The organism is Marinomonas sp. PE14-40 (assembly GCF_051623805.1).
In the GTDB taxonomy this organism is placed as follows: Bacteria; Pseudomonadota; Gammaproteobacteria; order Pseudomonadales; family Marinomonadaceae; genus Marinomonas.
Genome location: NZ_CP130700.1, coordinates 4,964,836 through 4,991,430, shown reverse-complemented (window position 1 = coordinate 4,991,430; position 26,595 = coordinate 4,964,836). Strand labels below are relative to the sequence as shown.

The following is a 26,595-nucleotide window of genomic DNA, read 5'->3' as shown; positions in this document are numbered from 1 at the left end:
AGGAAAAAAGAAAGTCTTAAAAATCTTTGACCGATCGGACAATGTTTAGCTAGAATGAAAATACATAATAACTAAAGTACGTCATAATTTATGAAAGATTCAACAGTCATGAATCCTCATAAAAAGGCACAGGAGGATACACCTTGATCCAGTTTTTACTTAATCAGGAATTGCGCAACGAGCAGAATCTTGATCCAAACTTAACCGTATTGAATTATCTGCGTGAGCAGGTTTCCAAAACAGGCACTAAGGAAGGATGCGCATCGGGCGATTGTGGGGCATGCACAGTTGTCGTTGCCGAACTGGATGGTGATGCATTACGTTACCGTACACTTAACGCTTGCTTAACTTTCGTTTCCGCTCTACACGGCAAGCAACTGATCACGGTTGAAGATCTAAAACAAGATGACAAACTTCATAGTACTCAACAAGCAATGGCCGACTGCCATGGTTCTCAGTGTGGTTTTTGTACACCGGGTTTTGTTATGTCTATGTTTGCGATGCAAAAAAACACTGACGGTTATGATAAAGAAACAGCAAGTGAAGCCCTTGCTGGTAACCTATGTCGCTGTACTGGCTATCGCCCTATTTATGAAGCAGCTGAACAAGCTTGTAATACAAAAGAAGTCGACTTCTTTGATGCAACTGAAGTGTCTACCGTTGATCGTCTAAAACAAATTCCTGCTGGCGGAGCTTCCCTTTCTGATGGTGAAAAAGTCAGCTTTGTTCCTACAACAACAGCAGAACTTGCTCAAATGTATCTCGAACATCCTGATGCAAAGCTATTAGCTGGCGGTACTGATCTTGCCCTTGAGGTTACCCAATTCCACCGTTCTATTGGTAAACTCATTTACGTCGGCAATGTGAAAGACATGCAAGAGGTAACCAACACAGAAGATGAAATCATCTTAGGTGCTGCTGCATCATTATCTGATTGCTACACAGCACTTTCTGCAGAATACCCAGATTTTGGCGAGCTACTTCACCGTTTTGCATCGCTACAAATTCGTAACCAAGGCACTTTAGGCGGCAACATAGGTAACGCGTCACCCATTGGTGACACACCTCCATTATTAATTGCTCTAAATGCAGATATTCAATTGCGTCAAGGAGACAAAACTCGTCGCCTCCCCATTGAAGAGTATTTCTTGGATTACAAGAAAACGGTTCAGCAATCTAGTGAGTTTATTGAAAAGGTATTTGTTCCCAAAACTAAGCTTAACCAGTTTAAAGCCTACAAATTATCTAAGCGTCTTGACGATGATATTTCTGCTGTATGTGCAGCGATCAATATTACAGTAGAGAACAAGGTTGTTACCGATGCACGTATTGCTTTTGGCGGTATGGCTGGTATTCCTAAGCGTGCTGACAATGCTGAAAAAGCCTTGATCGGCCAAGCTTATACAGAAGAGAATATTGAAATAGCGTGTAATGCACTAACGACTGACTTCACCCCTCTTACCGATTTCAGAGCAAGTAAAGAGTACCGTACTTTGAGTGCGCAAAACCTACTTCGCAAGTACTTCGTTGAAACCGAGTCAGCTCAATCTACTTACACGCAAACAAGGGTGACCGCTCATGTCTAGTCAATTCATTCAAACAAAAACACAAGCTGAACTAGAAACCATCTTTAAAAAAGATCTAAAAACAGGTGTTGGCCGTTCGATTAAACACGATAGTGCTGATAAGCAAGTCAGTGGTGAAGCACAATATATCGACGATAAGTTAGAGTTTCCAAATCAGTTGCATGTATATGCTCGTATGAGTGACCGTGCCCATGCAAAAATTCTTAGCATAGACACTAGCCCATGTTATGAATTTGATGGCGTAGCCATTGCCATTACGGCTAAAGACGTTCCTGGTAATCTAGATATTGGCCCAGTTGTTTCTGGTGACCCTCTACTGGCTGATGACCTGGTTGAGTATTATGGTCAAGCAGTACTAGCTGTTGCCGCTAATGACCATGAAACTGCTCGTAAAGCGGCTATGGCCGCGGTTATCGAATATGAAGACCTTGAGCCAGTTCTTTGTGTTGAAGAAGCACTTGAGAAAAAACACTTTGTACTTGATAGTCACCAGCACGTTTTAGGTGATTCAAAAACCGCTTTGGCTAATGCAACAAATCGCCTTCAAGGTAAGTTACACATTGGTGGTCAAGAGCACTTCTACCTAGAAACTCAAATTGCCTCTGTTATGCCAACTGAAGACGGCGGCATGATGGTATTCAGCTCGACTCAAAACCCAACTGAAGTACAAAAGCTAGTAGCGAGTGTACTAGGCGTAGATATGCATAAAGTCGTTATCGACATGCGCCGTATGGGTGGTGGCTTTGGTGGTAAAGAAACACAGGCTGCATTACCTGCTTGTATGTCTGCGGTTATTGCTCGTCTGACAAATCGTCCAACTAAAATGCGCGTTCCTCGCATGGAAGATATGATGATGACAGGTAAACGTCACCCATTCTTCGTTAAATATGACGTCGCATTTGACAATGACGGGATGATTGAAGGCATCGAAGTTGATTTAGCGGGTAACTGTGGTTATTCACCAGATCTTTCTGGCTCTATCGTTGACCGCGCTATGTTCCACATTGATAACGCCTACTTCCTGAAGAACGCAACAATCAATGGCCACCGCTGTAAAACGAATACAGCATCTAACACGGCTTACCGAGGATTTGGTGGACCTCAAGGCATGGTTCCGATTGAAGAGATCATGGATACCATTGCTCGTAATCTAAATAAGGATCCATTAGATGTTCGTCGTACCAACTACTATGGTAAAGATGAGCGCAATGAAACCACGTACCACCAAACTGTTGAGCACAACATACTGCCTGAAATCACTGAAGAGCTATTAGCGAGCAGTGATTACTATGAAAGACGTGAAGAGATTAAAGCTTTCAACGCTGAGAATCGCATCCTGAAAAAAGGTCTAGCGATGACTCCGGTTAAGTTCGGTATCTCATTCACAGCGACTTTCTTGAACCAAGCCGGTGCCCTAATTCATGTTTATACAGATGGCAGCATCCGTATCAACCATGGTGGTACAGAAATGGGTCAAGGCTTGAATACTAAAGTAAGACAGATTGTCTCTGAAGTTTTCCAAGTAGAAGCTGAGCGTATCGAAATTACAGCCACCAATACTGATAAGGTACCCAATACGTCACCGACCGCAGCATCATCTGGTACGGATTTGAATGGTAAAGCAGCACAAAATGCAGCCTTTATTATCAAGCAGCGTCTTGTTGAGTTTGCAGCTAAGCACTTTAATGTTGAAGAATCTCAAGTTGAGTTCAACAATAGCCATGTACGTGCTGGTGAAAACTATATGGCCTTTGAAGAAATCATTCAGTTGGCGTATTTCAACCAAGTATCGCTTTCAAGCACAGGTTACTACAAAACACCTAAGATCTACTATGATCGTGATAGCGCAAGTGGCCGTCCTTTCTACTACTATGCATATGGTCTAGCGTGTTGCGAAGTGTTAGTTGATACCTTTACCGGTGAATACAAGTTCCTACGTACTGACCTATTACAAGACGTGGGTGAGTCTTTGAACCCTGCGATCGATATTGGTCAAGTAGAAGGTGCATTTGTTCAAGGTATGGGTTGGTTAACCACTGAAGAGCTCGTTTGGAATGACAAAGGTCGCCTGATGACATCAGGACCTGCAAGCTACAAGGTACCTGCGATTGCCGATATGCCTATCGACTTCCGTACAAACCTAGTTGAAAGCCGCAAAAACCCAGAAGACACGGTTTATCATTCTAAAGCCGTTGGTGAGCCACCATTTATGTTAGGTATTGCTGCTTGGTGTGCCATTAAAGATGCGATTGCATCCGTTGCAGACTACAAGTATCAACCAGAAGTTGACGCACCAGCAACACCTGAGCGTGTGCTGATGGGCATTCAAAAGCTTCGTGAAAAAGCGAAAGGGCTATAAGATTATGACGACTCAATTAAAAGCATGGCGTTCGGCCATTTTACACTCCATAGCTGACCCAGCAGAAGTTGGAATTGAAGCGTCATATGAGTATTTTGAAGATGGTCTTTTGGTTACCGAGGGCGATAAAATTATCGCACTCGGTAATGCAGAAACACTGTTGCCAGACTTTCCAAATGCACAGCTTAGTGAACATAAAGATTCTTTAATTGTTCCTGGCTTCATTGATACTCATATTCATTACCCACAAACAGGTATGATTGCCTCTTATGGTGAACAGCTACTAGATTGGCTAAATAACTATACTTTCCCTGCGGAAAACGAGTTCAAAGAAAAGAGTCATGCCCTTGAAGTAGCGGATGTATTCTTAAAAGAATTACTTCGCAACGGCACAACGACAGCTCTTGTATTTGGCACGGTTCATAAAGAGTCTGTTGATGCTTTCTTTGAGACATCAGAGCAATACAACCTACGCATGATCTGCGGTAAGGTAATGATGGACAGAAATGCACCTGAATACCTAACTGATACACCAGAATCAAGCTATGAAGATTGCAAAGAGCTAATTGAAAAGTGGCATGAAAAAGGACGTAACCATTATGCAGTTACACCTAGATTTGCGCCAACAAGTACATCAGAACAGCTTCATAAAGCAGGTCAGCTGTTAGAGGAATATGACAACCTTTACATGCACACTCACTTGTCTGAAAACAAGAATGAATGTGAATGGGTTCAAGAATTGTTCCCTGACTCTAAGAACTACCTAGATGCCTATGATCAGCACAACCTATTAAGTGAGCGCTCTGTTTTCGCTCACGGTATTCACCTTTGTGATCAAGAATACACACGCTTAGCTGACACAGGTTCTGCCATTGCATTTTGCCCTACCTCTAACCTTTTCTTAGGTAGCGGCTTCTTCAACCTGAGTAAAGCTGAAGAGTTCAAAGTCAATGTTGGTCTAGGAACAGACGTAGGTGCAGGTACAAGTTTCTCTATGCTTGAAACCATGAACGAAGCTTACAAAGTGATTCAAATGCAAGGAGAGAAACTCAGTCCATTTAAGTCTCTTTACTTATCAACCTTAGGCGGCGCTAAAGCCCTAAGGTTAGAAGATAAAGTGGGAACACTTAAAGTCGGTACTGAAGCAGACTTCCTAGTATTAGATTACAAAGCAACACCTTTGCTAGATTACCGTTTGGCACAATCTAAAACGCTAGCAGAAACCTTATTCGTATTAATGACAATTGGTGATGACAGAGCAATCTCTCACACTATTGTTGCAGGCGAATGCGTTCATACTCGTTAAGTTAAAGTTTACGACTTTTACACCAATTTAACGAAAAGAACGAAACATAATAGTTGGCTGAGCTCTACAGCCAACTATTCAAAACGGTCAAACCTTCTCCAGTTTGATCGTTTTTTTATATTTTAAAAAGCAGACTAATTTACTTAGTTTGTGAGATAGCCTTAGTAAGCAAAACACAAAACTCACTGCCTTTCCCAAACTCTGATGTCACCTTAATGCTCGCATTTAAGCTATCTAACATAACTTTTACCATAGCAAGTCCAAGTCCATAGCCCGCCTGTGAGCGGCTATGATCAGCACGATATAAGCGTTCGAATATTGCGTCTTGTTTATCCGTTTCAATACCAATACCTGTGTCACTGACACTAATATAAGCCTCACCTCTTTTGACACCCCAATTCAGTTTAACCTCATCACCTCTTTCACTGTACTTAATACTATTGTCGACAAGGTTAACCAGTATTTGCGTTAATCGTTTTGGGTCTGTCATACAAACCACATCAGGCACTTGGCTAGCACTTAACCCTATGCCTTTTTCTTCAGCTATTTCCTCATACCAAGACATCACATTTGTACTTAACTCTTTTAGGGATACCTTCTCTTTCACTATCTCGTGCCGACCGATGGCTTCATCATTAATTCTCATGAGTGTCGTTAATAAACCCGTTGCTTGGGATGCAGATTCAGCACAATCAGATAAAGCAGCAACAAGCCATAAAGTCTCTTCATTATGCTTAACAGTCTCATCTGAAGACCTTGAATGAGAAACTGCCAAGGCTTTTTCTGTACTTAGTAATATCCTCGAAAGCGGCGTTCTTAAATCGTGTGCAATGGCATCTAAGGTATGGGACATACTTACGTTTGCCCCCTTTAGATTGTACATAACTTGATTCACCCCTTGGCTTAACGCCTCTAATCCTTTGCTCGTATGGTACCGTCGTTTACCCTGTGACTTAACATCATCAGAAAAGGCTGACATAGCTAAAAGCGCTTCTTGCTCTGATACACCTTGCCCTACTTTATGATTATCTAAGCCTTTAGCTAAAGCATGTAGAGGCTGTAAAGTATCGCCAATCAAACGCCACACAATAAAGCTAATAAGAATTGATAGTAACGCTAGTATCAAACCGACAAACACCCACTTTTCAATTAAGGCTGAAAGCTTAGCAGGTACATTTAAAACCAACCAATACTCAACATCGTTTACCTTTTGTTTGCCTTCCTCTAATGGAACTTTCTCGGGGCTTAATTTAATCGACAAGTAAGGTTGAGCGAGCAAAAAGTCTAACCAGCTAGAATCAGATAAAAGAAATGCGTCGAGAGAAATAGGTGTTTGATCAATAGCTACACCAGCAATAAAATCTTGATTAACTTTACCTGTCTGCTTAATAACACTCATGGAATTATCGAGCAGCTTTTCCGGATAACTTAACAGTACATGCTCAAGTTTATCGCTGGACTCAAAAATCAAAAGCCTTTGATACTCACTCTTAAGACTTGTCATCATTTGCTTAGCTTGGAAGTCTTGTTGATAGATTAATAGTGTCGTCACTATTAACTGAATAACAACAAAGCAAAGTATCAAGGTGAGAACAAAACGGGAAAATAACTGGCCTTGGGCAAGACGAGTCGTTGTTTCAATACCACCTTGGCTTACACTCTCACCTCTAGTCTGTTTTAAGGACATAACCCACTCCTCTGATGGTATGAATCAAAGAAGAGTCAAAATCGTTGTCTAACTGAGCTCTGAGCCTACAAACTAACACATCTACCACATTTGTTTGAGGGTCAAACTGATAACCCCATATGCTTTCTAAAATCACAGTTTTAGAAAATACTCGCTCAGGTTGCTGTAAAAATAACTGCATCAAAGCAAACTCTCTTTGCTTGAGTACAATTTCCTTCTCATCTCGATATAATTTACGACTCAAAAGATCTAGCTTAAGCCCTTGGTAAACAAGTTGATTAGTCACTTGTCCTTTTTTTTGTCGTGTAAATAAGATGTGGCAGCGTGCTGCTAATTCGGCAAAAGCAAAAGGTTTGATTAGATAGTCATCCGCACCAGACTCTAAACCTTTTACTCTCTCTTCAACTGTGTGTTTTGCGCTGAGAATGATAATAGGAATGTCATGACCTTCTCCTCTTAAGTGCAACAACACTTTCTCACCACTCCAAGTTGGCAACATTAAATCTAAAATGAGCAAATCATATTCTTCACTATTTGCTAACTGGTAACCTTCATAACCGTCAGCACAAACAGTGACTTGGTAGTTGAGCTCTTCAAAGCCGAGTTGTAGAAAATTACTGATATGTTGATCATCTTCAATTACTAAAATTCGCATAGATTCTCTCTTTCTTAGCAACCTTTAAGACTAGCACGCCTCAAGCCTATCACTGCATTACAAAGCTGTAATCTTAGCGCAAGGTGGTTGCAAGCTGAGCCAGATAGACTGGCTACCAACTTCAAAGCAATACTCACTTTAAGAGGAAATGTGTCATATGAAATCAATCATTAAGCAAATTACAGGCGTGTCTCTAGTTCTAATGTCAGGCTTAGCCACAGCACAAGAGTCAGAACAAACTCATACTTTCACTCAGCTATCGTCTTCGACAGCCATCTCTCTAGCTGTTGCTGGTGTAAGTGAATGCGCCAAAGATAACTACAACGTGACAACCACAGTGGTCGATCTAGCAGGCCGTGTACTGGTACAACTTAGAAACAATAATGCAACTACACATACACTTGAAAGCTCTCGTCAAAAAGCCTTTACCGCAGTTAGCATGAAGCAACCGACAGCGAACCTAATGAAGCTCATTCAAGATAAGCCAGTCCTTAGACCATTACAAAATATGGATGAAAACTTATTGTTCCTAGCTGGCGGTATTCCATTAAAAATTAATGACCAAATTGTAGGTGGTATTGGCATTGGTGGTGCACCAGGTGGTCACCTAGATGTAGCTTGCGCAGAAGCGGCAATAAAAAGAGTGATGAAATAAAAAGAAAGATAATAGAGGCCCCTAAGACGTGGCCTCCTATTTTTAATTAAAAAGCTTTAAGACTTTTAATTAAAAATAGGAGGCCTGCATTAAAAACTGCCTGATTGTATTAGATAAGCGATAAAACCAATCCAACTTAAACCTAATAAACCCCAAGCCAGCTTACTCTGTTGTATTATCACCTCAGTTTCGATGGTTTCTTCAGCAAGTTCAGCACTGACTTGAGCTTGAGATTCCGTTTTTTTCTGTAATTTATTCTTCTCTTTATCTAAAGCGCGGGCCTTTTGTTTGTGGCGCTTTTTATATTCTTCGATGCCCTTTTGAATTCCCTGAGCAATTAACTTGGTTTGCTCTTTTGTTTGACCTGGTTTCTGAGTCGCTTTTGCCATTTTCATAGCGTCTTCAACCACTTCATTTGATACTTTATGCTTCTTTGACACAGATTGACCTTATTACATCTTAAACTTAATTGATTATGCTTTCTTACCTGCCACAGGGGTAGCAATATTCTCAATATCTACCAAATTCCAAGGCAGCCCTTTTTGGCGATAAATACGCTTATTCAATTTTGTATAATCGGCCACATCATGATCAAGACGTTGCCCTACGACAATACACTTAAGCATTTTATCTGACGTATTAAGTAGTTTATGAGATAGCCCGCCAGCTCTATAGCCAATAAAATCATCAACACCAACTTCAAAACACTCTTCGCCGATAACCGCTGTACCTTCCCCTTCTAGAATATAAACACACTCATCTTCATGATAATGACAATGCTGCTCTGTCGATTCACAGCCCGGCTCAATTTCAATAATATGAAATCCAAAGCCTGTTAAGCCAGCCAAGTCGCCAAGGGATTTATTCTTACGTTTAGCTTTTTCATTTAGAAAATGGGTTTTATCCAAGCCTTCCATCGAATCAATCTCAGACTTTTTAACTAGATAGGTATCTTTTTTTGAAGCAAACATGAAAATTCCATTCCTTTAGTGAAAGAGAAGTATTTGCAAAGTAGATTAAGGCTTGAGTACGATGAGTTCAATAGACGCCATGTAACACGCCCCACAAGCTTCCCCAACGTTCTAACTTTTCTGACGAGCTCAATAGCTTAGGTTGAATTTGTATGGGTTTATCTAGTTGATCAGAGCAATGAAGCAGATCAGAATTAACGGCACCTCGTAGTTGGCCATTTAAATGACACCCTACAGCCAACAAGTCATGGCATTGATTACAATAATAAAAGTTAGCCAACTGGTCCCCATTTTGACTAACTGACAGCTCAACACCAACTAATTCAATTCTCATATTTGGATCACTGATAATTCTTGATGGATGGCTTAGACAATAATCGCAATCACAAACCCGCGGATTAAATTTACTAAGAGGTTTATCTACTTCTATTTCAAGCTGCCAGTGGTTGCAGCTGCAAGCACCTTTGTAGTGCATCTTCATAAGCATTCATAATCCCTTAAGAAATCAAGAAAAAGGGGCTAGTACTAGCCCCTCTCGTTACATTTCCAATACGTCTTAACTTTCACAAACCTTCACTTTTTCAAATCTTTGCTTTCACAAAAATGGTTAACTATTTCAGGGAGTGAAAACCGATATTATTGCCATCAGGGTCCTGAGCTATTGCGATAAAGCCATGCTCGCCAATAGACATTTTTGGAGCAATTAATTTACCGCCAGCGGTTTCAATTCTGTTTTGCTCTACCGAGCAATCTTCGCAATTGAAATACACAAGCGTACTATTACCTCCCGCTTCAACCCCTTCCATTTTACAGATTGCGCCACTGGCACCCGCCTCTTCCTCCATAGGAAAAGCCCACATCTCAGGTTGAGGGAAGTCTGATTTTACCTCTGGATTATCCAAACGAGTAAGCGCTTGTCCAAGCACAGTTTCGTAAAACGTCTTCGCTCTAGCCATATCATTAACATAAATCTCAAACCAACAAACCGCATTTGACTTCATTTTAAACGCCTCCATGTTAGATCGCTGAACCCATACTATAGCAGTATTTTTATTGCGTATAAGATTGTATTTAGCGCTAATAGCAACGCTTACTATTTTAAGAAGTCTAAAGTCTTGTTCCCATGCTCTGCGTGGGAATGCATAACTTTGAGCTCTAGCTAAAGCATGTTGGGTCGTATTGAGTTTAGCCTGCGGAGCTGGCGAGTATGCATTCCCACGGAGGACCATGGGAACGAGATATAGGCTGCTTATGATGTGTCTTTCGATAAATTTTAGGCAAAAAAAAGCCTGATCAGTGATCAGACTTTTTAGATTTTAATCTTGATAACGACCTACTCTCACATGGGAACTCCCACACTACCATCGGCGATGCGACTTTTCACTTCTGAGTTCGGGATGGGATCAGGTGGTTCAGACGCTCTGTGATTATCAAGAAATTCTGTTTGTCAGAACAAGCTCTGTTTGTGGCTTATTCATTGACGAATTTGCTTATGCTTTAACAATACTTTTTGAATAGTCTTCTCTTCATTAGAGAAGTTAACGATAACCAAGCCTCAAACCAGCTTGCGATGTTTTACCATCTTTTTAAATCGTAATATAACGCTAAACCATTTTGGCGTTATATGGTCAAGCCTCACGAGCAATTAGTACAGGTTAGCTCAATGCCTCACAGCACTTACACACCCTGCCTATCAACGTCGTAGTCTTCAACGGCTCTTTAGGGAACTTAAAGTTCCAGTGAGATCTCATCTTGAGGGAGGCTTCCCGCTTAGATGCTTTCAGCGGTTATCCCGTCCGAACGTAGCTACCCGGCAATGCCACTGGCGTGACAACCGGAACACCAGAGGTTCGTCCACTCCGGTCCTCTCGTACTAGGAGCAGCTCCTCTCAAATCTCAAACGTCCACGGCAGATAGGGACCGAACTGTCTCACGACGTTCTAAACCCAGCTCGCGTACCACTTTAAATGGCGAACAGCCATACCCTTGGGACCGGCTTCAGCCCCAGGATGTGATGAGCCGACATCGAGGTGCCAAACACCGCCGTCGATGTGAACTCTTGGGCGGTATCAGCCTGTTATCCCCGGAGTACCTTTTATCCGTTGAGCGATGGCCCTTCCATACAGAACCACCGGATCACTAAGACCTACTTTCGTACCTGCTCGACGTGTCTGTCTCGCAGTTAAGCGCGCTTTTGCCTTTACACTCTTCGCATGATTTCCGACCATGCTGAGCACACCTTCGTGCTCCTCCGTTACTCTTTGGGAGGAGACCGCCCCAGTCAAACTACCCACCACACAGTGTCCTCGATCCCGATTAGGGACCTGAGTTAGAACCTCAAACATACCAGGGTGGTATTTCAAGAATGGCTCCACCAAAACTAGCGTCTTGGTTTCAAAGCCTCCCACCTATCCTACACAAGTAGGTTCAAAGTTCACTGTGAAGCTATAGTAAAGGTTCACGGGGTCTTTCCGTCTAGCCGCGGATACACAGCATCTTCACTGCGATTTCAATTTCACTGAGTCTCTGGTGGAGACAGTGTGGCCATCGTTACGCCATTCGTGCAGGTCGGAACTTACCCGACAAGGAATTTCGCTACCTTAGGACCGTTATAGTTACGGCCGCCGTTTACTTGGGCTTCGATCAAGAGCTTCGCCGAAGCTAACCCCATCAATTAACCTTCAAGCACCGGGCAGGCGTCACACCCTATACGTCCACTTTCGTGTTTGCAGAGTGCTGTGTTTTTAATAAACAGTCGCAGCCACCTGGTATCTTCGACCAATCTCAGCTTAAGCAGCAAGTGCCATCACCAAAATCGGCGTACCTTCTCCCGAAGTTACGGTACCATTTTGCCTAGTTCCTTCACCAGAGTTCTCTCAAGCGCCTTGGTATTCTCTACCTGACCACCTGTGTCGGTTTGGGGTACGGTTCCCATATATCTGAAGCTTAGAAGTTTTTCCTGGAAGCATGGCATCAACCACTTCACCCAAAAGAGGGCTCGTCATCAGTTCTCGGCCTTAAGGCAACCCGGATTTACCTAAGTCACCAGCCTACCGCCTTAAACACAGACAACCATCGCTGTGCTGGCCTAGCCTTCTCCGTCTCTCCATCGCAATATATGCAAGTACAGGAATATTAACCTGTTTCCCATCGACTACGCATTTCTGCCTCGCCTTAGGGGCCGACTCACCCTGCCCTGATTAACATGGGACAGGAAACCTTGGTCTTCCGGCGGGGGAGTTTTTCACTCCCCTTATCGTTACTCATGTCAACATTCGCACTTCTGATACCTCCAGCCTGCCTTACAGCTTGACCTTCAACGGCTTACAGAACGCTCCTCTACCATGCCTAGTAAACTAAGCATCCGTAGCTTCGGTGTACAGTTTAGCCCCGTTATATCTTCCGCGCAGGCCGACTCGACTAGTGAGCTATTACGCTTTCTTTAAAGGATGGCTGCTTCTAAGCCAACCTCCTAGCTGTCTAAGCCTTCCCACATCGTTTCCCACTTAACTGTAACTTTGGGACCTTAGCTGACGGTCTGGGTTGTTTCCCTTTCCACGACGGACGTTAGCACCCGCCGTGTGTCTCCCGTAATTGCACTCATTGGTATTCGGAGTTTGCATGGGGTTGGTAAGTCGGGATGACCCCCTAGCCCAAACAGTGCTCTACCCCCAATGGTGAGATACGAGGCGCTACCTAAATAGCTTTCGAGGAGAACCAGCTATCTCCGAGCTTGATTAGCCTTTCACTCCTATCCACAAGTCATCCCCGCATTTTTCAACATACGTGGGTTCGGTCCTCCAGTTAGTGTTACCCAACCTTCAACCTGCCCATGGATAGATCGCCCGGTTTCGGGTCTATTCCCAGCAACTATACGCCCTATTAAGACTCGGTTTCCCTACGGCTCCTCTATATGATTAACCTTGCTACTGAAAATAAGTCGTTGACCCATTATACAAAAGGTACGCAGTCACGGAACAAGTCCGCTCCCACTGCTTGTACGTACACGGTTTCAGGATCTATTTCACTCCCCTCACAGGGGTTCTTTTCGCCTTTCCCTCACGGTACTGGTTCACTATCGGTCAGTCAGGAGTATTTAGCCTTGGAGGATGGTCCCCCCATATTCAGACAGGATACCACGTGTCCCGTCCTACTCGATTTCATTAAAAGGGCATTTTCGTATACGAGGCTTTCACTCTCTACGGCGGCACTTTCCAGAGCCTTCTACTAACACCAATTTAACTTAAGGGCTAATCCCCGTTCGCTCGCCGCTACTTAGGGAATCTCGGTTGATTTCTTTTCCTCCGGGTACTTAGATGTTTCAGTTCCCCGGGTTCGCCTCGTATGGCTATGTATTCACCATACGATACCCGCAAGCGGGTGGGTTTCCCCATTCGGACATCTCGGGATTAACGCTTGTTTATCAACTCCCCCGAGCTTTTCGCAGATTACCACGTCCTTCATCGCCTCTGACTGCCAAGGCATCCACCGTGCACGCTTGGTCACTTGACCATATAACCCAAAAGGGTCTATATACCAACGAGCTTTTGTCTCTCGCTGGATTTACGATTTGAAAATCACTCTAGGTTAAAGAGTGTTTCCACCGGTTTGACGCTTGATTATCGTCTTTGAAACACAACAATAAGATCATATAAATACAATCAGATTCTGTGTTTCGATCTATTCAAAAAGTTAAATTGTTAAAGAGCAATTAGCGCAAAGCGCTAAGTCAGTGATTGTTTGTTTCTTAAAGAAGTAACAACAACTTGCTTAGGGCTTTGAGTAATGAGTCACAGATGAAGTAAGTAATGGTGGAGCTATGCGGGATCGAACCGCAGACCTCCTGCGTGCAAAGCAGGCGCTCTCCCAGCTGAGCTATAGCCCCATATACTACCTAAGTGTTTGGCCAATCAATTTAGGATAATTAATTGGTGGGTCTGGGCCGATTTGAACGGCCGACCTCACCCTTATCAGGGGTGCGCTCTAACCAACTGAGCTACAGACCCAAACACTTCTGTGCGTCTCTATAAATTAGTTACCAGATAATTTGTGTGAACACTCACCAGAGCTTCATATCGTTTAAGGAGGTGATCCAGCCCCAGGTTCCCCTAGGGCTACCTTGTTACGACTTCACCCCAGTCATTGACCACTCCGTGGTAACCGCCCTCCCCGAAGGGTTAAGCTAGCTACTTCTGGAGCAATCAACTCCCATGGTGTGACGGGCGGTGTGTACAAGGCCCGGGAACGTATTCACCGTGACATTCTGATTCACGATTACTAGCGATTCCGACTTCATGGAGTCGAGTTGCAGACTCCAATCCGGACTACGACGCACTTTCTGGGATTCGCTTACTTTCGCAAGTTCGCAGCCCTCTGTATGCGCCATTGTAGCACGTGTGTAGCCCTACTCGTAAGGGCCATGATGACTTGACGTCGTCCCCACCTTCCTCCGGTTTGTCACCGGCAGTCTCCTTAAAGTTCCCGACATTACTCGCTGGCAAATAAGGACAAGGGTTGCGCTCGTTACGGGACTTAACCCAACATTTCACAACACGAGCTGACGACAGCCATGCAGCACCTGTCTCATAGTTCCCGAAGGCACTAAAGCATCTCTGCTAAATTCTATGGATGTCAAGAGTAGGTAAGGTTCTTCGCGTTGCTTCGAATTAAACCACATGCTCCACCGCTTGTGCGGGCCCCCGTCAATTCATTTGAGTTTTAACCTTGCGGCCGTACTCCCCAGGCGGTCTACTTATCGCGTTAGCTTCGCCACTAAGTCATTACAACCCAACGGCTAGTAGACATCGTTTACGGCGTGGACTACCAGGGTATCTAATCCTGTTTGCTCCCCACGCTTTCGCACCTCAGTGTCAGTATCAATCCAGAGTGTCGCCTTCGCCACTGATGTTCCTTCCTATATCTACGCATTTCACCGCTACACAGGAAATTCCACACTCCTCTATCGTACTCTAGCCTGCCAGTATCGGGTGCAATTCCAAGGTTGAGCCCTGGGCTTTCACATCCGACTTAACAAACCACCTACGCGCGCTTTACGCCCAGTAATTCCGATTAACGCTTGCACCCTCTGTATTACCGCGGCTGCTGGCACAGAGTTAGCCGGTGCTTCTTCTGAAGGTAACGTCACAGCTAATGCGTATTAAACATTAACCTTTCCTCCCTTCTGAAAGTGCTTTACAACCCTAAGGCCTTCTTCACACACGCGGTATGGCTGGATCAGGCTTGCGCCCATTGTCCAATATTCCCCACTGCTGCCTCCCGTAGGAGTCTGGGCCGTGTCTCAGTCCCAGTGTGGCTGATCATCCTCTCAGACCAGCTAGAGATCGTCGCCTTGGTGAGCCTTTACCTCACCAACTAGCTAATCTCACGCAGGCTCATCTAATAGCGAAAGGTCCGAAGATCCCCTCCTTTCCCCCTCAGGGATTATGCGGTATTAGCCTGCGTTTCCACAGGTTGTCCCCCACTACTAGGCAGATTCCTACGCGTTACTCACCCGTCCGCCGCTCGACGCCTGTAGCAAGCTACATCGTTTCCGCTCGACTTGCATGTGTTAAGCCTACCGCCAGCGTTCAATCTGAGCCATGATCAAACTCTTCAGTTTAAAATCATTGCTCACTCAAATCTTTACTGCTGACTTTAAAACTCGATCCGAACTAACGAATCAAACATAAAGCGTTTTAGTATCGACTCTCGTAAGACTTCAATTTTTTTGTAGTCATTCGAACATCAATCACCGTAGCAATTAACAACTCGAATAACTTGCTGAAGTCTCTAGCGAGTGCCCACACAAATTATCTGATTAACTATTTTAAAGAGCGGTCTGACTTATCAGTGTTTCGATAGTCACCTACTTAGTAGGTTGTCGTTGCAGTCTTGTTTGCTGCTCCGTGTCAGTGGAGGCGTATAATATACACCTCAATTTTTAAGGCAAGCATTTTTTTGAATATTTTCTAATTAATTTAAAATAAGTTCTAAAGTCCAAAAACACTTACCTTAGTACTTATATAGAGCAAGTAACACCTGTTCCTTTTAAGCCACAGTATCCATTTACATTTTTATGAAGATATTGCTGGTGATACTCTTCAGCAAAATAATAAGTATCTAATACACTGCACTCGGTTGTGATTGTGCCAAAGCCCGATTCTACTAGCCCTTTTTGATATGCTTCTAAAGATTTCTCAACAACTCCTTGCTGCGATTCATCCGTTATATAGATAGCAGAACGATATTGTGTTCCTACGTCATTCCCCTGCTTCATCCCCTGAGCTGGGTTATGGTTTTCCCAAAACACTTTTAAGACTGCATCTAAGCTAGTTTGTTCACGATCAAAAATCACACTAACAACTTCTGAGTGCCCTGTTGCACCAGAGCAAACCTCTTCGTAAGTTGGGTTTAATGTATATCCTCCAGCGTAACCAACAGAGGTAACTGTTACGCCAGGTGTATTCCATAACTTTCTTTCCGCACCCCAGAAGCACCCCATACCTAAAACGATATGCTCTTCATTAGTTTTTAGCGCTCTTTTCATGTCTTGTTTATTAACAGCATGGACTGCTGTAATTTGCATTTCTTCATTACGTCCGGGTAGCGCTTCATTTTGAGGAACTATGGCTGCTTTAATAGCTTGTAATTTACTCTGATTAAACATTAGGTTACCTTTATAATTTTGTTACATTGCCTACCGACAATCGTAATAGTGTCACTAAACTATCAAACTGAGAAAGCTTAATGCAAAGAGTCCTTTTTGTTTGGGACGCTCGTAACGCACCGAAACACCTTAATTTTTTTATTAATCGCTTTAAAGAGATATGTTCTGACTATGAAATTGAATCAAGGTTCCTATCTTTTTGTGATCAAGACTTCAACGGTATAGATAGATGCCAATACGGTATGCGGGCTTTATTAAATGCAGTTCATTATCATAATGTCGATATTATCATAAGCTTTGGTAGCCAATCTAACCTGCTAACTAAGCTAATCAAGCCTACACTCAAAGTTCCTCTTATTTGTAACAACCTTCCTGATGAGCTTGAACAGCCCGCCAGTGTCAAAAAGAAAATAGACAGAGTGACTAAGACATTTACCGCCCACTGCAATTGGTCTTTTAACTTTAATAGCAAAAGTAATTATTATTTACCTCCAAATATTATCAAGGAAACGCTCAACACTTGTATTGGCATTATTAAGTCGGACCCTATTGGGCCAGTTTTAGCAAACTTAGTGCTGCAACAAGGTTTAACCTTTAAATACATAAACAGTACCTCTTCAAGCAAAGCATTAAAGAATCAAATTGCTGATGTTGATTTCATGATTATCTCTACCGATGTAAATGACTATTATCGTCTATCTAACTATGCAGCTAGCTATGGCATACCTAGCTTGCATGTAGGGGAAAAGCAGTACGCAAAGATTTATAAAGACAAGCATGCTTCATATGAGAGAGTTACCTCAACAATCGATATTGAACTTATCAATAAAATTAAAGCGTGGAAGGGATACTCAAAATTTCAAAAACAAGAGAGTGTCGATGAGGCGAGAAATATACAGTCAATCAATAACGGTATTAACAAATTTTTAGATGATCTTGGTTTTCAAAAATCTGCTAAATCAATTTATATTGAGTCATTTTCAAATATCTCTTGACTCTCATTAAGCTCTCCCTATAATACGCACCTCGTTGACGCGGGATGGAGCAGTCTGGTAGCTCGTCGGGCTCATAACCCGAAGGCCGTAGGTTCGAATCCTGCTCCCGCAACCAATTATTTTATCTAATTGGATCAACGTCTTAAATTTGTCGCGGGATGGAGCAGTCTGGTAGCTCGTCGGGCTCATAACCCGAAGGCCGTAGGTTCGAATCCTGCTCCCGCAACCAAATTTAAACAATCTGTATTAGTCGCGGGATGGAGCAGTCTGGTAGCTCGTCGGGCTCATAACCCGAAGGCCGTAGGTTCGAATCCTGCTCCCGCAACCATACTAAAACAGAACACAATATATATTATTTGTCGCGGGATGGAGCAGTCTGGTAGCTCGTCGGGCTCATAACCCGAAGGCCGTAGGTTCGAATCCTGCTCCCGCAACCATTTAATAATTATATAGCCTCATTCGTCGCGGGATGGAGCAGTCTGGTAGCTCGTCGGGCTCATAACCCGAAGGCCGTAGGTTCGAATCCTGCTCCCGCAACCAATTCAAGATTCTTCAAATATCTACCTCTCAATTAAACACATTCGCAGCAATATCTTCTAACGCTAATACATTGTGTACTACTTCTAGCTTTATCGCTTCTCTTGGCATTCCAAACACAACACAAGTTTCTTCATTCTGAGCGATAGTAAAACCACCGTTTTGGTAGATTTTTTTCATACCTTGAGCACCGTCTTTACCCATGCCAGTTAATATAATGGCGATTACATTGTCCATTCCAAATTCAGCTAATGAATTAAACATCAAATCAACCGAAGGTTTATGACCACAAACTTTTTCTGAATCATCAAGCTGAGTCACATAATGGCCACCACTTTTGATTATGGTTAAATGCTTTCCACCTGGAGCCAAATAGGCTGTACCAGGCTGAATAACCTCACCGCCTTTGGCTTCAAAAACATTTAATTGAGTATGTCTGTTTAAACGGTTGGCATAAGATTGAGTAAACCCAGAAGGTAAATGTTGCGTAATCACTATTCCAGGGGAGTCTGCAGGAAACTGCTCTAAGAGCTCACGTATTGCTTCAGTCCCACCAGTAGATGCTCCAATAGCTATAATTTTAGTCGCCTTTTTATTATTAATAATTTTGGGCGCCGCTTTAACTTGCTTTGGCTTACGCCTCACATTTGCTTGATTGGCAGTACGTATTTTTTCAAGTATAAGCCCAGAATATTGATTGATCCCATTCACAACATCCAAACTTGGTTTAGCGATAAAATCAACTGCACCAAGCTCTATGGATTTAAAGGTGGCATCGGCACCCTCTTGAGTCAAAGTCGACATCATAACAACAGGCGTAGGCCTTGCTTTCATGAGTCGGCTCAAAAAGGTAAGACCATCCACTTTTGGCATTTCTATATCTAGCGTAATCACATCTGGAGCGAATTTATTAACTAAATCTCTCGCCACGAAAGCATCTTGTGCTGTTCCGACTAACTCCATATCACTAGCACTTTTAATAATTTCAGTCATCAAACTTCGTATTAATGCTGAATCATCTACTACTAGAACTTTAATCTTCATAAAAATCCTTTTAATAAGAGCGAGTTAAAATAAGTCGATATCTCCAGTTTTAGTATGACTAGAAATGTCCGTTTGATAAACAGACTCTCTATTTACAAGAGGTGCTATATGGGCAGTCTTAAGTTTCTTTATCAGTACTTTGCCAGTATCAGTAAAGAAAAAAACCTTTCTTGGCTGAGCTCCTTGTAAGTCGCTACTGTAAACTTCTATATGTTCTTTAGATAAATATAGTCGAACAAATTCAGAGTTTTTTTCACCTACTTTAGAATTAGGCATGCCGGGTAAAACATTCGCACCACCAAATATTTTTGCCTGTAAATACTCTTTCCTAGCACCTAGCTTCATTAAGTGATTTATCAATATTTCCATAGCATAAACTCCGTAGCGAGCTGACGCCGTTAACATGTCCGAATCTTCTCTTTCATCAGTTGGCAACAAGAAATGGTTCATTCCTCCTACTCCCGTCATTGGGTCTCTTAAACAAACAGACACACATGACCCAAGTACAGTCACAATCAGTTTTCTTTCCTTGGTGGCGTAATACTCACCAGGCAATACCTTGATCGCGTTTTCATTAAAGTTGTTGTCATAAAACTGATGAGTGGCAACATGAACATTATCAAAATCAAAAGTCATCCAGATGCACTCCTTTTATGCGGGCTTATAAGTCGTTTTGCCAACAGCAGAAACGATATGTGAAAAGTATGAAAAGTTTTCAGAGTGACCAGCGACATATAGGCCGTCTTTAGGAAGCAAACGAACCATTCGAGTTAATAAAGCTTCCTGCATTTCACGGTTAAAATAGATCATTACATTACGGCAAAAAATTACATTTACAGGCAAATCGATAGGCCACTTACTGTCTAACAGATTTATCTGCCTAAACTTCACCATACGCCTTAATTCAGGCACAACTCTTACAAAGCCTTTATTTGAGCCAGTCCCTCTATGAAAAAACTGTTTCTTCATAGACAGATTTAAGGATTGAATTCGAGACTCATGATAAACCCCTTGTTTGGCAGTTTCTAAAACATTGCTATCAATATCCGAAGCGATTATCTCAATATTAGTATCGAACCTGCCCAGAGCCTCAACAACACTAATTGCTATAGAATAAGGTTCCTCTCCTGTGCTTGAAGCGGCACACCAAATTCGCTTAACACCAGGGGTATCATTAAGGTAATCCTTTAATACTTTAAAGTGATGTTCTTCACGAAAGAATGAGGTCAAATTAGTAGTTAATGCATTGATAAAGTTCTGCTCTTCATGTGCATTAGCAGCCACATATTTAAGATACTCAGCAATACTGGATAATTTAAGCGCTCTCACTCTTCTCACTAACCGGCTATAGACCATAGCATCCTTGCTATCTGCTAAATTGATGCCAGTAAGTTTATTGAGAATCCCCCTAACTTTTTCAAAGTCCTCATTGGTATATAAGAACTCATGCTTGTCATCATCCTTGATTAAGTTTAGCAATTAGAATTCTTCCCATTCATCTTCTGATTGTTGAGCTTGAATAGCTTGAGGAGTAGGCCTTCTTACTATTTGCTCACTTGATTTAGAGGGTAACTTTTTAACCAGTTTTACCTCCTCATTCACAGACTCTTCAGAATCAATAAGCTGAAAGGTTGCCACTCTAGAAGTCAATTGATCGGCTTGATGCTGCATGCTTTCTGCAGATGCTGCCGCCTGCTCTACTAATGCCGCATTTTGCTGTGTCATTGAGTCCATCTGAGTAACAGCTTTACCGATTTCATCAATTCCTGCTGACTGCTCCGCAGAAGCTGCTGCAATTTCAGACATAATATCGTTCACACTCTTGATCGAGGTGACTATCTCTTTCATTGTGTCACCCGAACGGCCTACCAATGCATTACCATCGGTAATCTTATTAACAGAATCAGAGATCAATGCCTTAATGTCTTTCGCCGCATTGGCAGACCTTTGCGCCAGTGTTCTTACCTCTGATGCAACAACCGCAAACCCTCGACCCTGCTCACCCGCTCTTGCGGCCTCAACTGCTGCATTTAATGCCAAGATATTTGTTTGGAAAGCAATGCCATCAATTACACCTATAATGTCAGAGATTTTCTGTGACGATTCATTAATAGAAGCCATGGTATGAACAACTTGCTGAATAAGATCACCACCATCAACAGCGACTTCAGAAGCCTTAGAGGCTAAAGAATTTGCCTGCTTCGCATTATCCGCATTTAACCTAACCGTACCTGTCAGCTCTTCCATACTAGAAGCGGTTTCCTCAAGACTTGCAGCTTGTTGCTCGGTTCTATTGGAAAGATCGGCATTACCCTGAGCAATTTCAACAGAGGCAGTATTTATCGTATCTGCAGCAGTCCGGATTTCTCCTATGATACGAGCCAAGTTAGCGGTTGTCTGATTTGAATAGTTCTTAAGTTGATCGAATGTTCCTTGATAATCTGCATCAATTTTCTCAGTCAAATCACCTTCAGAAAGTGCTAACAAGACTCTAGAAACATCATTCAAGCCAACATCTGCAGTTTCAAGCAGGCGGTTAAGCCCTTCTGCCATGGATAACATGAAGTCAGATTTGTTTTCTGTACTCGCTCTTTCCGAGAAGTTGCCATCAACAGCAGCAGACACCAACATAGCAATCTCTTCTTCTGCCTCAACTTCTAATGTTCTATCAAGCCACTCGACAACAGAGCCTAAACGAACCCCCTCTTCTGAAAGAATCGGATTAGCAATTAAACGATAATGGCGTCTACCCACCTTAATTTGAGAGGTATAACTTGATTGCAGCTTCTCTAACAAATTCTGTTGATGCGCTGGATTAACATGGAAAATATCAATATTACTGCCAAGTACTGTCGCCGAATTAAAGTGTGGTAGAACAGCTCTCAAATCAGACTCGGAATTTTGAAGCATTGCCATAACACTTTCATTCATATAACAAATATTTCTATCCGCATCCGCAATCATGACATTCGTCGTAGTGCAATTTAACGAGGCCATAATCCGAGCAGTTTCTTCCTCGGTTATCAAAGCTTGAGAAATATCATCCCACTCGATACAAGAGCCGATATTTACTCCCGTTTCATTTAAAACTGGATTTGCATTCAAATTAAATGTACGAGTTCCGATACAAGTTCTTGATTTTATGCTCTCTGTCATCTTGTTAAAACCAGCAACGAATTCTACAGATTTTTCTGGACTAGAAAGTTTTGCTAGCGGCATCCCTATTAATGAGTCAACACTAAAATCGGGGTCCCACCTTCTAATATCATCTTGTGAATCCTTAAATAAATCGATTGTAGTTTGGTTCACATAAAACAACTTATTATCATCATCGGCCATCATAAATGCTGTTGCACTGTTATCAATGGCCTGTTTAATTGCGAAGTTATTTTTTGCCTCAATTTCGGCAACTTTTAACTTCTCCCCCATAGCTGACAAAGAGTTAAACAAAAGCCCAAATTCGTCCTTACGTTTTAGATCTAAAGAATAGCCAAAAATATTATTTGAGATGTTGTTTGCTGTTTCCACCCCCTCTCTAACACCGATAATCACTGAACGCACAATTGCAAACCCTAGAACTAAGCTCACTAATATTAAAACGGCAATAAATAAAACAGCCTCATACAAGAGCCAATAGGCTTCGGCAACCTTTTCTTCTAAACGTTTTTCTAAAACAGCATTAATATGCTCTGCGAAAAGATCAAAGTCGCTCATCATACGATTCGCATCTTCAAAGAATTGATTTGTAGAGTAAGTTAAAACCTGTTTTTGAAAAATCTCTCTTTCAATGAGATCTGCAAACTCTTGAAATTCTCTGTTAAGTTTTTCAACTTCACTTTTTAAAGCAAACACTTCAGGGTCACTAGAAGAGGCAATTGACACTTCAACATTGTGATTCAATAAATAAAACGAACTTGAAACACTGTCGATTGCGACATGAAGTAGACCTGCTTGTTCAGCACTAATAAAACCTTCGGCTAAAGAACCAGCTCCTATCCCTCTTAACCAAGCAATACCTTCTAGCACTTTGGGTAAGTCATCATTCGAAGCAATCACTAAATGATAAGTTTCTGGCGCTGGGTCATACCTCAAATAAAAGTGCTCTGAGACATTTGGAATCATTTTGGAACTAATTTCAGTAACCATTTTAGTATGCTGACTAAATGATTCTTTTTTTGTAATATTATTATTTCTAACCTCAGACTTTAAGGTCGCAAAACTAGAAGCCAAAGAACTTAATCGTTCATTAATTTCAGTGTTTGGCATAACCTCACGAAAATAAGGTTGAATTTCGGATAAGTACTTGACGACACTTTCCGCTCTTTCATCAATGTTTCTTTTACTTGAGCCTTCCACAGTCAAATAAATAGCACTTATTCCTCTATGTTCCTGAAAAAGCGTTTCAAGTTTTGTTAGCTTTCTAATAGGTTCTATCCCAGCAAGTTCTTTTTCCAATGTATCAATAAGTACAACTTCCGTTTTGATGAAAAAGCCCGTTGGTAATGCAATTGCCACAAGAGCAAGTAAGCCAAGTGACAACATTTTCGTTGATAACTTAAAATTGTTAAGCCAGCTCATTATTATTCTCCCTAACATCTAAATCACGATTACTTTCGTATAACCCGAGCTCATCACTTGAAATCAAAGCTTCAATATTTACTAGAATCACCATTTGATCTTCCAATCGAGCCAATCCATGTAAATACTGGCTATCAAAGGCAACACCAAACTCTGGTGCAGGTTTGATGTCATTCATAGACAGGTTGATCACATCAGATACGCCATCAACGACTATCCCCACGACACGATTAGCAATATTGAGCATGATGACTATGGTAAAATCATCATAAGTAACCTTACCTACCTCAAACTTAATCCTGAGATCGATAATTGGCACGATATCGCCACGTAAATTTAGAACACCTTTAATAAATGGAGGCGCATTCGCAATTTTAGTAACCGCCTCATATCCTCTAATTTCTTTCACTGTCATTATGTCTAAGGCGTATTGCTCCTCTCCTAAGATGAAGGTTAAGAACTCTTGCCCATCCATGATTAAGTTTTCTTTTTCATTTGAAGCTTGATTCATATTGCTTCCGCCTGTTGCACATATTCTTGTGAAGTGACTGAATGAGAGAGAGACTCGACATCTAAGATCATCGCGACACTGCCATCACCCATAATAGTTGCTCCAGCAACCCCAGGTACTCTTTTGTAATGTCTTTCTAAACTTTTAATCACAACTTGCTGTTGTCCAACAAGATCATCCACTAATAAACCGAAACGCTTTTTGGCACTTTCAACTAAAACAACAATGCCTTTAGATGGATCTTCAATTGCATTACTCACAGACAAACAACTACCTAAAGGAATAATTGGCCAGTATTCCCCTCGCACCCACAACAAGGGCTCATTTTTAATTAATCTAATTTGAGTTTGATCCGGCTGAATTGATTCAATGATGTTAACAAGAGGCACTACAAAGATTTCTCCTGCAACATCAACCGTCATACCATCAACAATTGCTAAGGTGAGTGGCAAATGAATATGAAAAGCAGTGCCTTCACCTGCGGTAGATTCGATTTCAATACGCCCACCTAAAGATTCAATATTTCGTCTAACGACATCCATACCAACACCGCGTCCTGATACATCTGTAACCTCAGCAGCTGTAGAAAAGCCAGGCGCAAAGATCAAGTTCCAAACATCGCTGTCTTGGAAGTTTTTTTGTAAAGGAATATTGTTTTCTGCCGCTTTGTTTAAAATTCTTTCACGGTTGAGTCCAGCACCATCATCAATAATGCTGATTAAAATAGATCCGCCTTTTTGTTGTGCTTTAAGAGTAATAGTTCCTTTTTCTGCTTTACCTGCTTTAGCTCTCTCTTCTGGCACTTCTATACCATGGTCAATGCTGTTCCTGACTAAGTGAGTTAATGGGTCAGCCAGTTTCTCGATCAAACTTTTATCAATTTCAGTCGTTGCACCTTCAAGGTTTAAGTCAACTGTCTTACTAAGCTTGCTAGATAAATCACGAACTAGACGAGGAAAACGGTTGAACACAAATGAAATTGGAAGCATACGAATAGACATAACCGCTTCTTGAATTTCACGCGTATTTCTTTCAAGTTCAACTAAAGCGATCAGCATCTTTTCACTGACACCTTCATCAACTTCTTCTTCAATCATGGTGAGCATTGATTGAGTAATGACAAGCTCTCCGACAAGATTAACTAAGGTATCAACCTTTGACGTTTCAACTCGAATAGTAGAGGATTCAGTTGAGCTCTCAACTGGCTTAAGAGGTTTTCGAACTGCTTTTGTCGGCGTTTTAGCCGCTTTAATAGGAACTAACTTTTCATTTAGTTTTGGATCTTCAGCGGTTGGTTTAGGTGCTTCATTAGCAACACTAGGAGACTTAGCTGCTTCATTTTCTTGAGGAGCATTACTTATTTTAGGTGTGTCGATACTTTGAGCAGTTTTTTCTGTATCTGCTTTATCTTCTGCTGACGATTCAACTTGATCAAAGAATCCAAAACCCTCCTCATCATCACTTGAATTCGCTTTAGCCTCTTTATTGTCTACATCTACAAAGAACCCAAAGTCATCGTCATCAGAAACGGATGTTTTTAAGGCTTGAGGGTCTTCAAAAAAACCAAACTCTTCAACCTCTTCTTTAATAATAGGGCTTTCAAAAAAACCAAAATCACCCTCTTTGTCAGAAGGATCATTTGTTTCGTCTTCTTCTGTTACTTTAACTGCGTCTTCTAAGCGGCGAGTACTGGTTCCAACAAGTTCCCAATCGATTTCACTATCATTACGATAGCAAGCCAAAATCGATTTCAAGACATCGATCATCTCAAGCAGAAGATCAACAATAGCGACAGAGAGGTTGATGGTTTGTTTACGGGCTCTATCTAGTAAATTCTCCATTACATGAGTCAAGCCAGTCAGCGCTTTAAAGCCAAAGATATCACTCCCACCTTTTATTGAGTGGGCCGCTCTAAAAACGCTATTTAATGCTTCCGGATCTGGATCATTGAGATCTAGATCCATTAGCAAGTGCTCCATTTCATCAAGATGTTCCTGACTTTCTTCAAAGAAAACATCATTGAATTGACTCATATCGATAGTCAT

At 41.9% G+C, this 26,595-nt stretch carries 18 protein-coding genes, 7 tRNA genes and 3 rRNA genes; 10 read left to right on the top strand and 18 right to left on the bottom strand.

What is annotated here, in order from left to right:
• Window positions 1-143: 143 nt before the first annotated feature.
• Genes xdhA through guaD form a run of 3 tightly spaced genes read left to right on the top strand, consistent with a single transcriptional unit; the run spans window position 144 to window position 5,251 of the window.
• Complete coding sequence (gene xdhA / locus Q0A08_RS23115; RefSeq protein WP_438463871.1) at window positions 144-1,586, top strand: xanthine dehydrogenase small subunit; 1,443 nt, start codon at window positions 144-146, stop codon at window positions 1,584-1,586.
• The gene (gene xdhB, locus Q0A08_RS23110; protein ID WP_438463869.1) at window positions 1,579-3,945 is read left to right on the top strand and encodes a xanthine dehydrogenase molybdopterin binding subunit; all 2,367 of its coding nucleotides are present in this window, start codon (window positions 1,579-1,581) and stop codon (window positions 3,943-3,945) included. Before xdhA ends, xdhB begins: the two co-directional genes overlap by 8 nt.
• Window positions 3,946-3,949: 4 nt before the next feature.
• Window positions 3,950-5,251, top strand: coding sequence for a guanine deaminase (guaD, locus tag Q0A08_RS23105; RefSeq protein WP_438463868.1), 1,302 nt, complete (start codon window positions 3,950-3,952; stop codon window positions 5,249-5,251).
• A 139-nt stretch (window positions 5,252-5,390) separates the two neighbouring features.
• Here the strand turns inward: guaD and Q0A08_RS23100 are convergent, their stop codons facing one another.
• Both Q0A08_RS23100 and Q0A08_RS23095 read right to left on the bottom strand, forming a co-directional pair.
• Window positions 5,391-6,938, bottom strand: coding sequence for a sensor histidine kinase (locus Q0A08_RS23100; RefSeq protein ID WP_438463867.1), 1,548 nt, complete (start codon window positions 6,936-6,938; stop codon window positions 5,391-5,393).
• Complete coding sequence (locus Q0A08_RS23095; RefSeq protein ID WP_438463866.1) at window positions 6,919-7,593, bottom strand: response regulator; 675 nt, start codon at window positions 7,591-7,593, stop codon at window positions 6,919-6,921. Before Q0A08_RS23095 ends, Q0A08_RS23100 begins: the two co-directional genes overlap by 20 nt.
• Window positions 7,594-7,750: 157 nt before the next feature.
• On the opposite strand from Q0A08_RS23095, the gene Q0A08_RS23090 reads away from it, so the two are divergent.
• A complete protein-coding gene (locus tag Q0A08_RS23090; RefSeq protein WP_438463865.1) occupies window positions 7,751-8,248 on the top strand; it encodes a GlcG/HbpS family heme-binding protein in 498 nt (165 codons plus the stop codon).
• 89 nt (window positions 8,249-8,337) lie between these two features.
• Here the strand turns inward: Q0A08_RS23090 and Q0A08_RS23085 are convergent, their stop codons facing one another.
• The 10 genes from Q0A08_RS23085 to msrA all read right to left on the bottom strand — a co-directional run bounded on the left by Q0A08_RS23085 (window position 8,338) and on the right by msrA (window position 16,885).
• Complete coding sequence (locus Q0A08_RS23085; protein ID WP_438463863.1) at window positions 8,338-8,688, bottom strand: DUF2956 domain-containing protein; 351 nt, start codon at window positions 8,686-8,688, stop codon at window positions 8,338-8,340.
• A 33-nt stretch (window positions 8,689-8,721) separates the two neighbouring features.
• Window positions 8,722-9,219, bottom strand: a complete 498-nt coding sequence (locus Q0A08_RS23080; RefSeq protein WP_438463862.1) for a cupin domain-containing protein — start codon at window positions 9,217-9,219, stop codon at window positions 8,722-8,724.
• Between the two features lie 67 nt (window positions 9,220-9,286).
• Window positions 9,287-9,706 carry a hypothetical protein gene (locus Q0A08_RS23075; RefSeq protein ID WP_438463861.1) on the bottom strand — a complete coding sequence of 140 codons (420 nt, stop codon included), beginning with the start codon at window positions 9,704-9,706 and terminating at the stop codon, window positions 9,287-9,289.
• Window positions 9,707-9,830: 124 nt separating this feature from the next.
• Complete coding sequence (locus tag Q0A08_RS23070) at window positions 9,831-10,220, bottom strand: VOC family protein (protein WP_438463860.1); 390 nt, start codon at window positions 10,218-10,220, stop codon at window positions 9,831-9,833.
• A gap of 319 nt (window positions 10,221-10,539) precedes the next feature.
• A 5S ribosomal RNA gene (gene rrf / locus Q0A08_RS23065) occupies window positions 10,540-10,654 on the bottom strand.
• A 189-nt stretch (window positions 10,655-10,843) separates the two neighbouring features.
• Window positions 10,844-13,731: ribosomal RNA gene (locus tag Q0A08_RS23060) — 23S ribosomal RNA — on the bottom strand.
• A gap of 297 nt (window positions 13,732-14,028) precedes the next feature.
• Window positions 14,029-14,104, bottom strand: a tRNA-Ala gene (locus tag Q0A08_RS23055).
• Window positions 14,105-14,148: 44 nt separating this feature from the next.
• A tRNA-Ile gene (locus Q0A08_RS23050) sits at window positions 14,149-14,225 on the bottom strand.
• A gap of 74 nt (window positions 14,226-14,299) precedes the next feature.
• Window positions 14,300-15,838 (bottom strand): 16S ribosomal RNA (locus Q0A08_RS23045).
• The 16S, 23S and 5S rRNA genes sit together here with 2 tRNA genes alongside, the layout of an rRNA operon.
• Before the next feature lie 399 nt (window positions 15,839-16,237).
• Entirely contained in the window at window positions 16,238-16,885 is a 648-nt protein-coding gene (msrA, locus tag Q0A08_RS23040) for a peptide-methionine (S)-S-oxide reductase MsrA (RefSeq protein ID WP_438463859.1), read from the bottom strand.
• An 80-nt stretch (window positions 16,886-16,965) separates the two neighbouring features.
• Between msrA and Q0A08_RS23035 the strand changes: the two genes are divergently transcribed.
• The 6 genes from Q0A08_RS23035 to Q0A08_RS23010 all read left to right on the top strand — a co-directional run bounded on the left by Q0A08_RS23035 (window position 16,966) and on the right by Q0A08_RS23010 (window position 18,420).
• The gene (locus Q0A08_RS23035) at window positions 16,966-17,880 is read left to right on the top strand and encodes a hypothetical protein (RefSeq protein ID WP_438463858.1); all 915 of its coding nucleotides are present in this window, start codon (window positions 16,966-16,968) and stop codon (window positions 17,878-17,880) included.
• Window positions 17,881-17,918: 38 nt separating this feature from the next.
• Window positions 17,919-17,995 (top strand) — tRNA-Met (locus Q0A08_RS23030).
• A 37-nt stretch (window positions 17,996-18,032) separates the two neighbouring features.
• Window positions 18,033-18,109 (top strand) — tRNA-Met (locus Q0A08_RS23025).
• Between the two features lie 22 nt (window positions 18,110-18,131).
• Window positions 18,132-18,208: transfer RNA gene (locus Q0A08_RS23020), tRNA-Met, on the top strand.
• 32 nt (window positions 18,209-18,240) lie between these two features.
• Window positions 18,241-18,317 (top strand) — tRNA-Met (locus Q0A08_RS23015).
• A 26-nt stretch (window positions 18,318-18,343) separates the two neighbouring features.
• Window positions 18,344-18,420 (top strand) — tRNA-Met (locus Q0A08_RS23010).
• Window positions 18,421-18,447: 27 nt separating this feature from the next.
• Here the strand turns inward: Q0A08_RS23010 and Q0A08_RS23005 are convergent.
• From Q0A08_RS23005 to Q0A08_RS22980, 6 genes are read right to left on the bottom strand one after another with little or no spacing between them, the layout of a single operon-like run.
• Complete coding sequence (locus Q0A08_RS23005) at window positions 18,448-19,461, bottom strand: protein-glutamate methylesterase/protein-glutamine glutaminase (RefSeq protein ID WP_438463857.1); 1,014 nt, start codon at window positions 19,459-19,461, stop codon at window positions 18,448-18,450.
• A 24-nt stretch (window positions 19,462-19,485) separates the two neighbouring features.
• Window positions 19,486-20,097 carry a chemoreceptor glutamine deamidase CheD gene (gene cheD / locus Q0A08_RS23000; protein WP_438463856.1) on the bottom strand — a complete coding sequence of 204 codons (612 nt, stop codon included), beginning with the start codon at window positions 20,095-20,097 and terminating at the stop codon, window positions 19,486-19,488.
• Between the two features lie 15 nt (window positions 20,098-20,112).
• Window positions 20,113-20,940 carry a CheR family methyltransferase gene (locus Q0A08_RS22995; protein ID WP_438463855.1) on the bottom strand — a complete coding sequence of 276 codons (828 nt, stop codon included), beginning with the start codon at window positions 20,938-20,940 and terminating at the stop codon, window positions 20,113-20,115.
• Window positions 20,941-24,039 carry a methyl-accepting chemotaxis protein gene (locus tag Q0A08_RS22990; RefSeq protein WP_438463854.1) on the bottom strand — a complete coding sequence of 1,033 codons (3,099 nt, stop codon included), beginning with the start codon at window positions 24,037-24,039 and terminating at the stop codon, window positions 20,941-20,943.
• Window positions 24,026-24,550: a chemotaxis protein CheW gene (locus Q0A08_RS22985; protein ID WP_438463853.1), complete on the bottom strand. Its 525-nt coding sequence runs from the start codon at window positions 24,548-24,550 to the stop codon at window positions 24,026-24,028. Before Q0A08_RS22985 ends, Q0A08_RS22990 begins: the two co-directional genes overlap by 14 nt.
• Window positions 24,547-26,595, bottom strand: coding sequence for a chemotaxis protein CheA (locus tag Q0A08_RS22980; protein WP_438463852.1), 2,049 nt, complete (start codon window positions 26,593-26,595; stop codon window positions 24,547-24,549). Before Q0A08_RS22980 ends, Q0A08_RS22985 begins: the two co-directional genes overlap by 4 nt.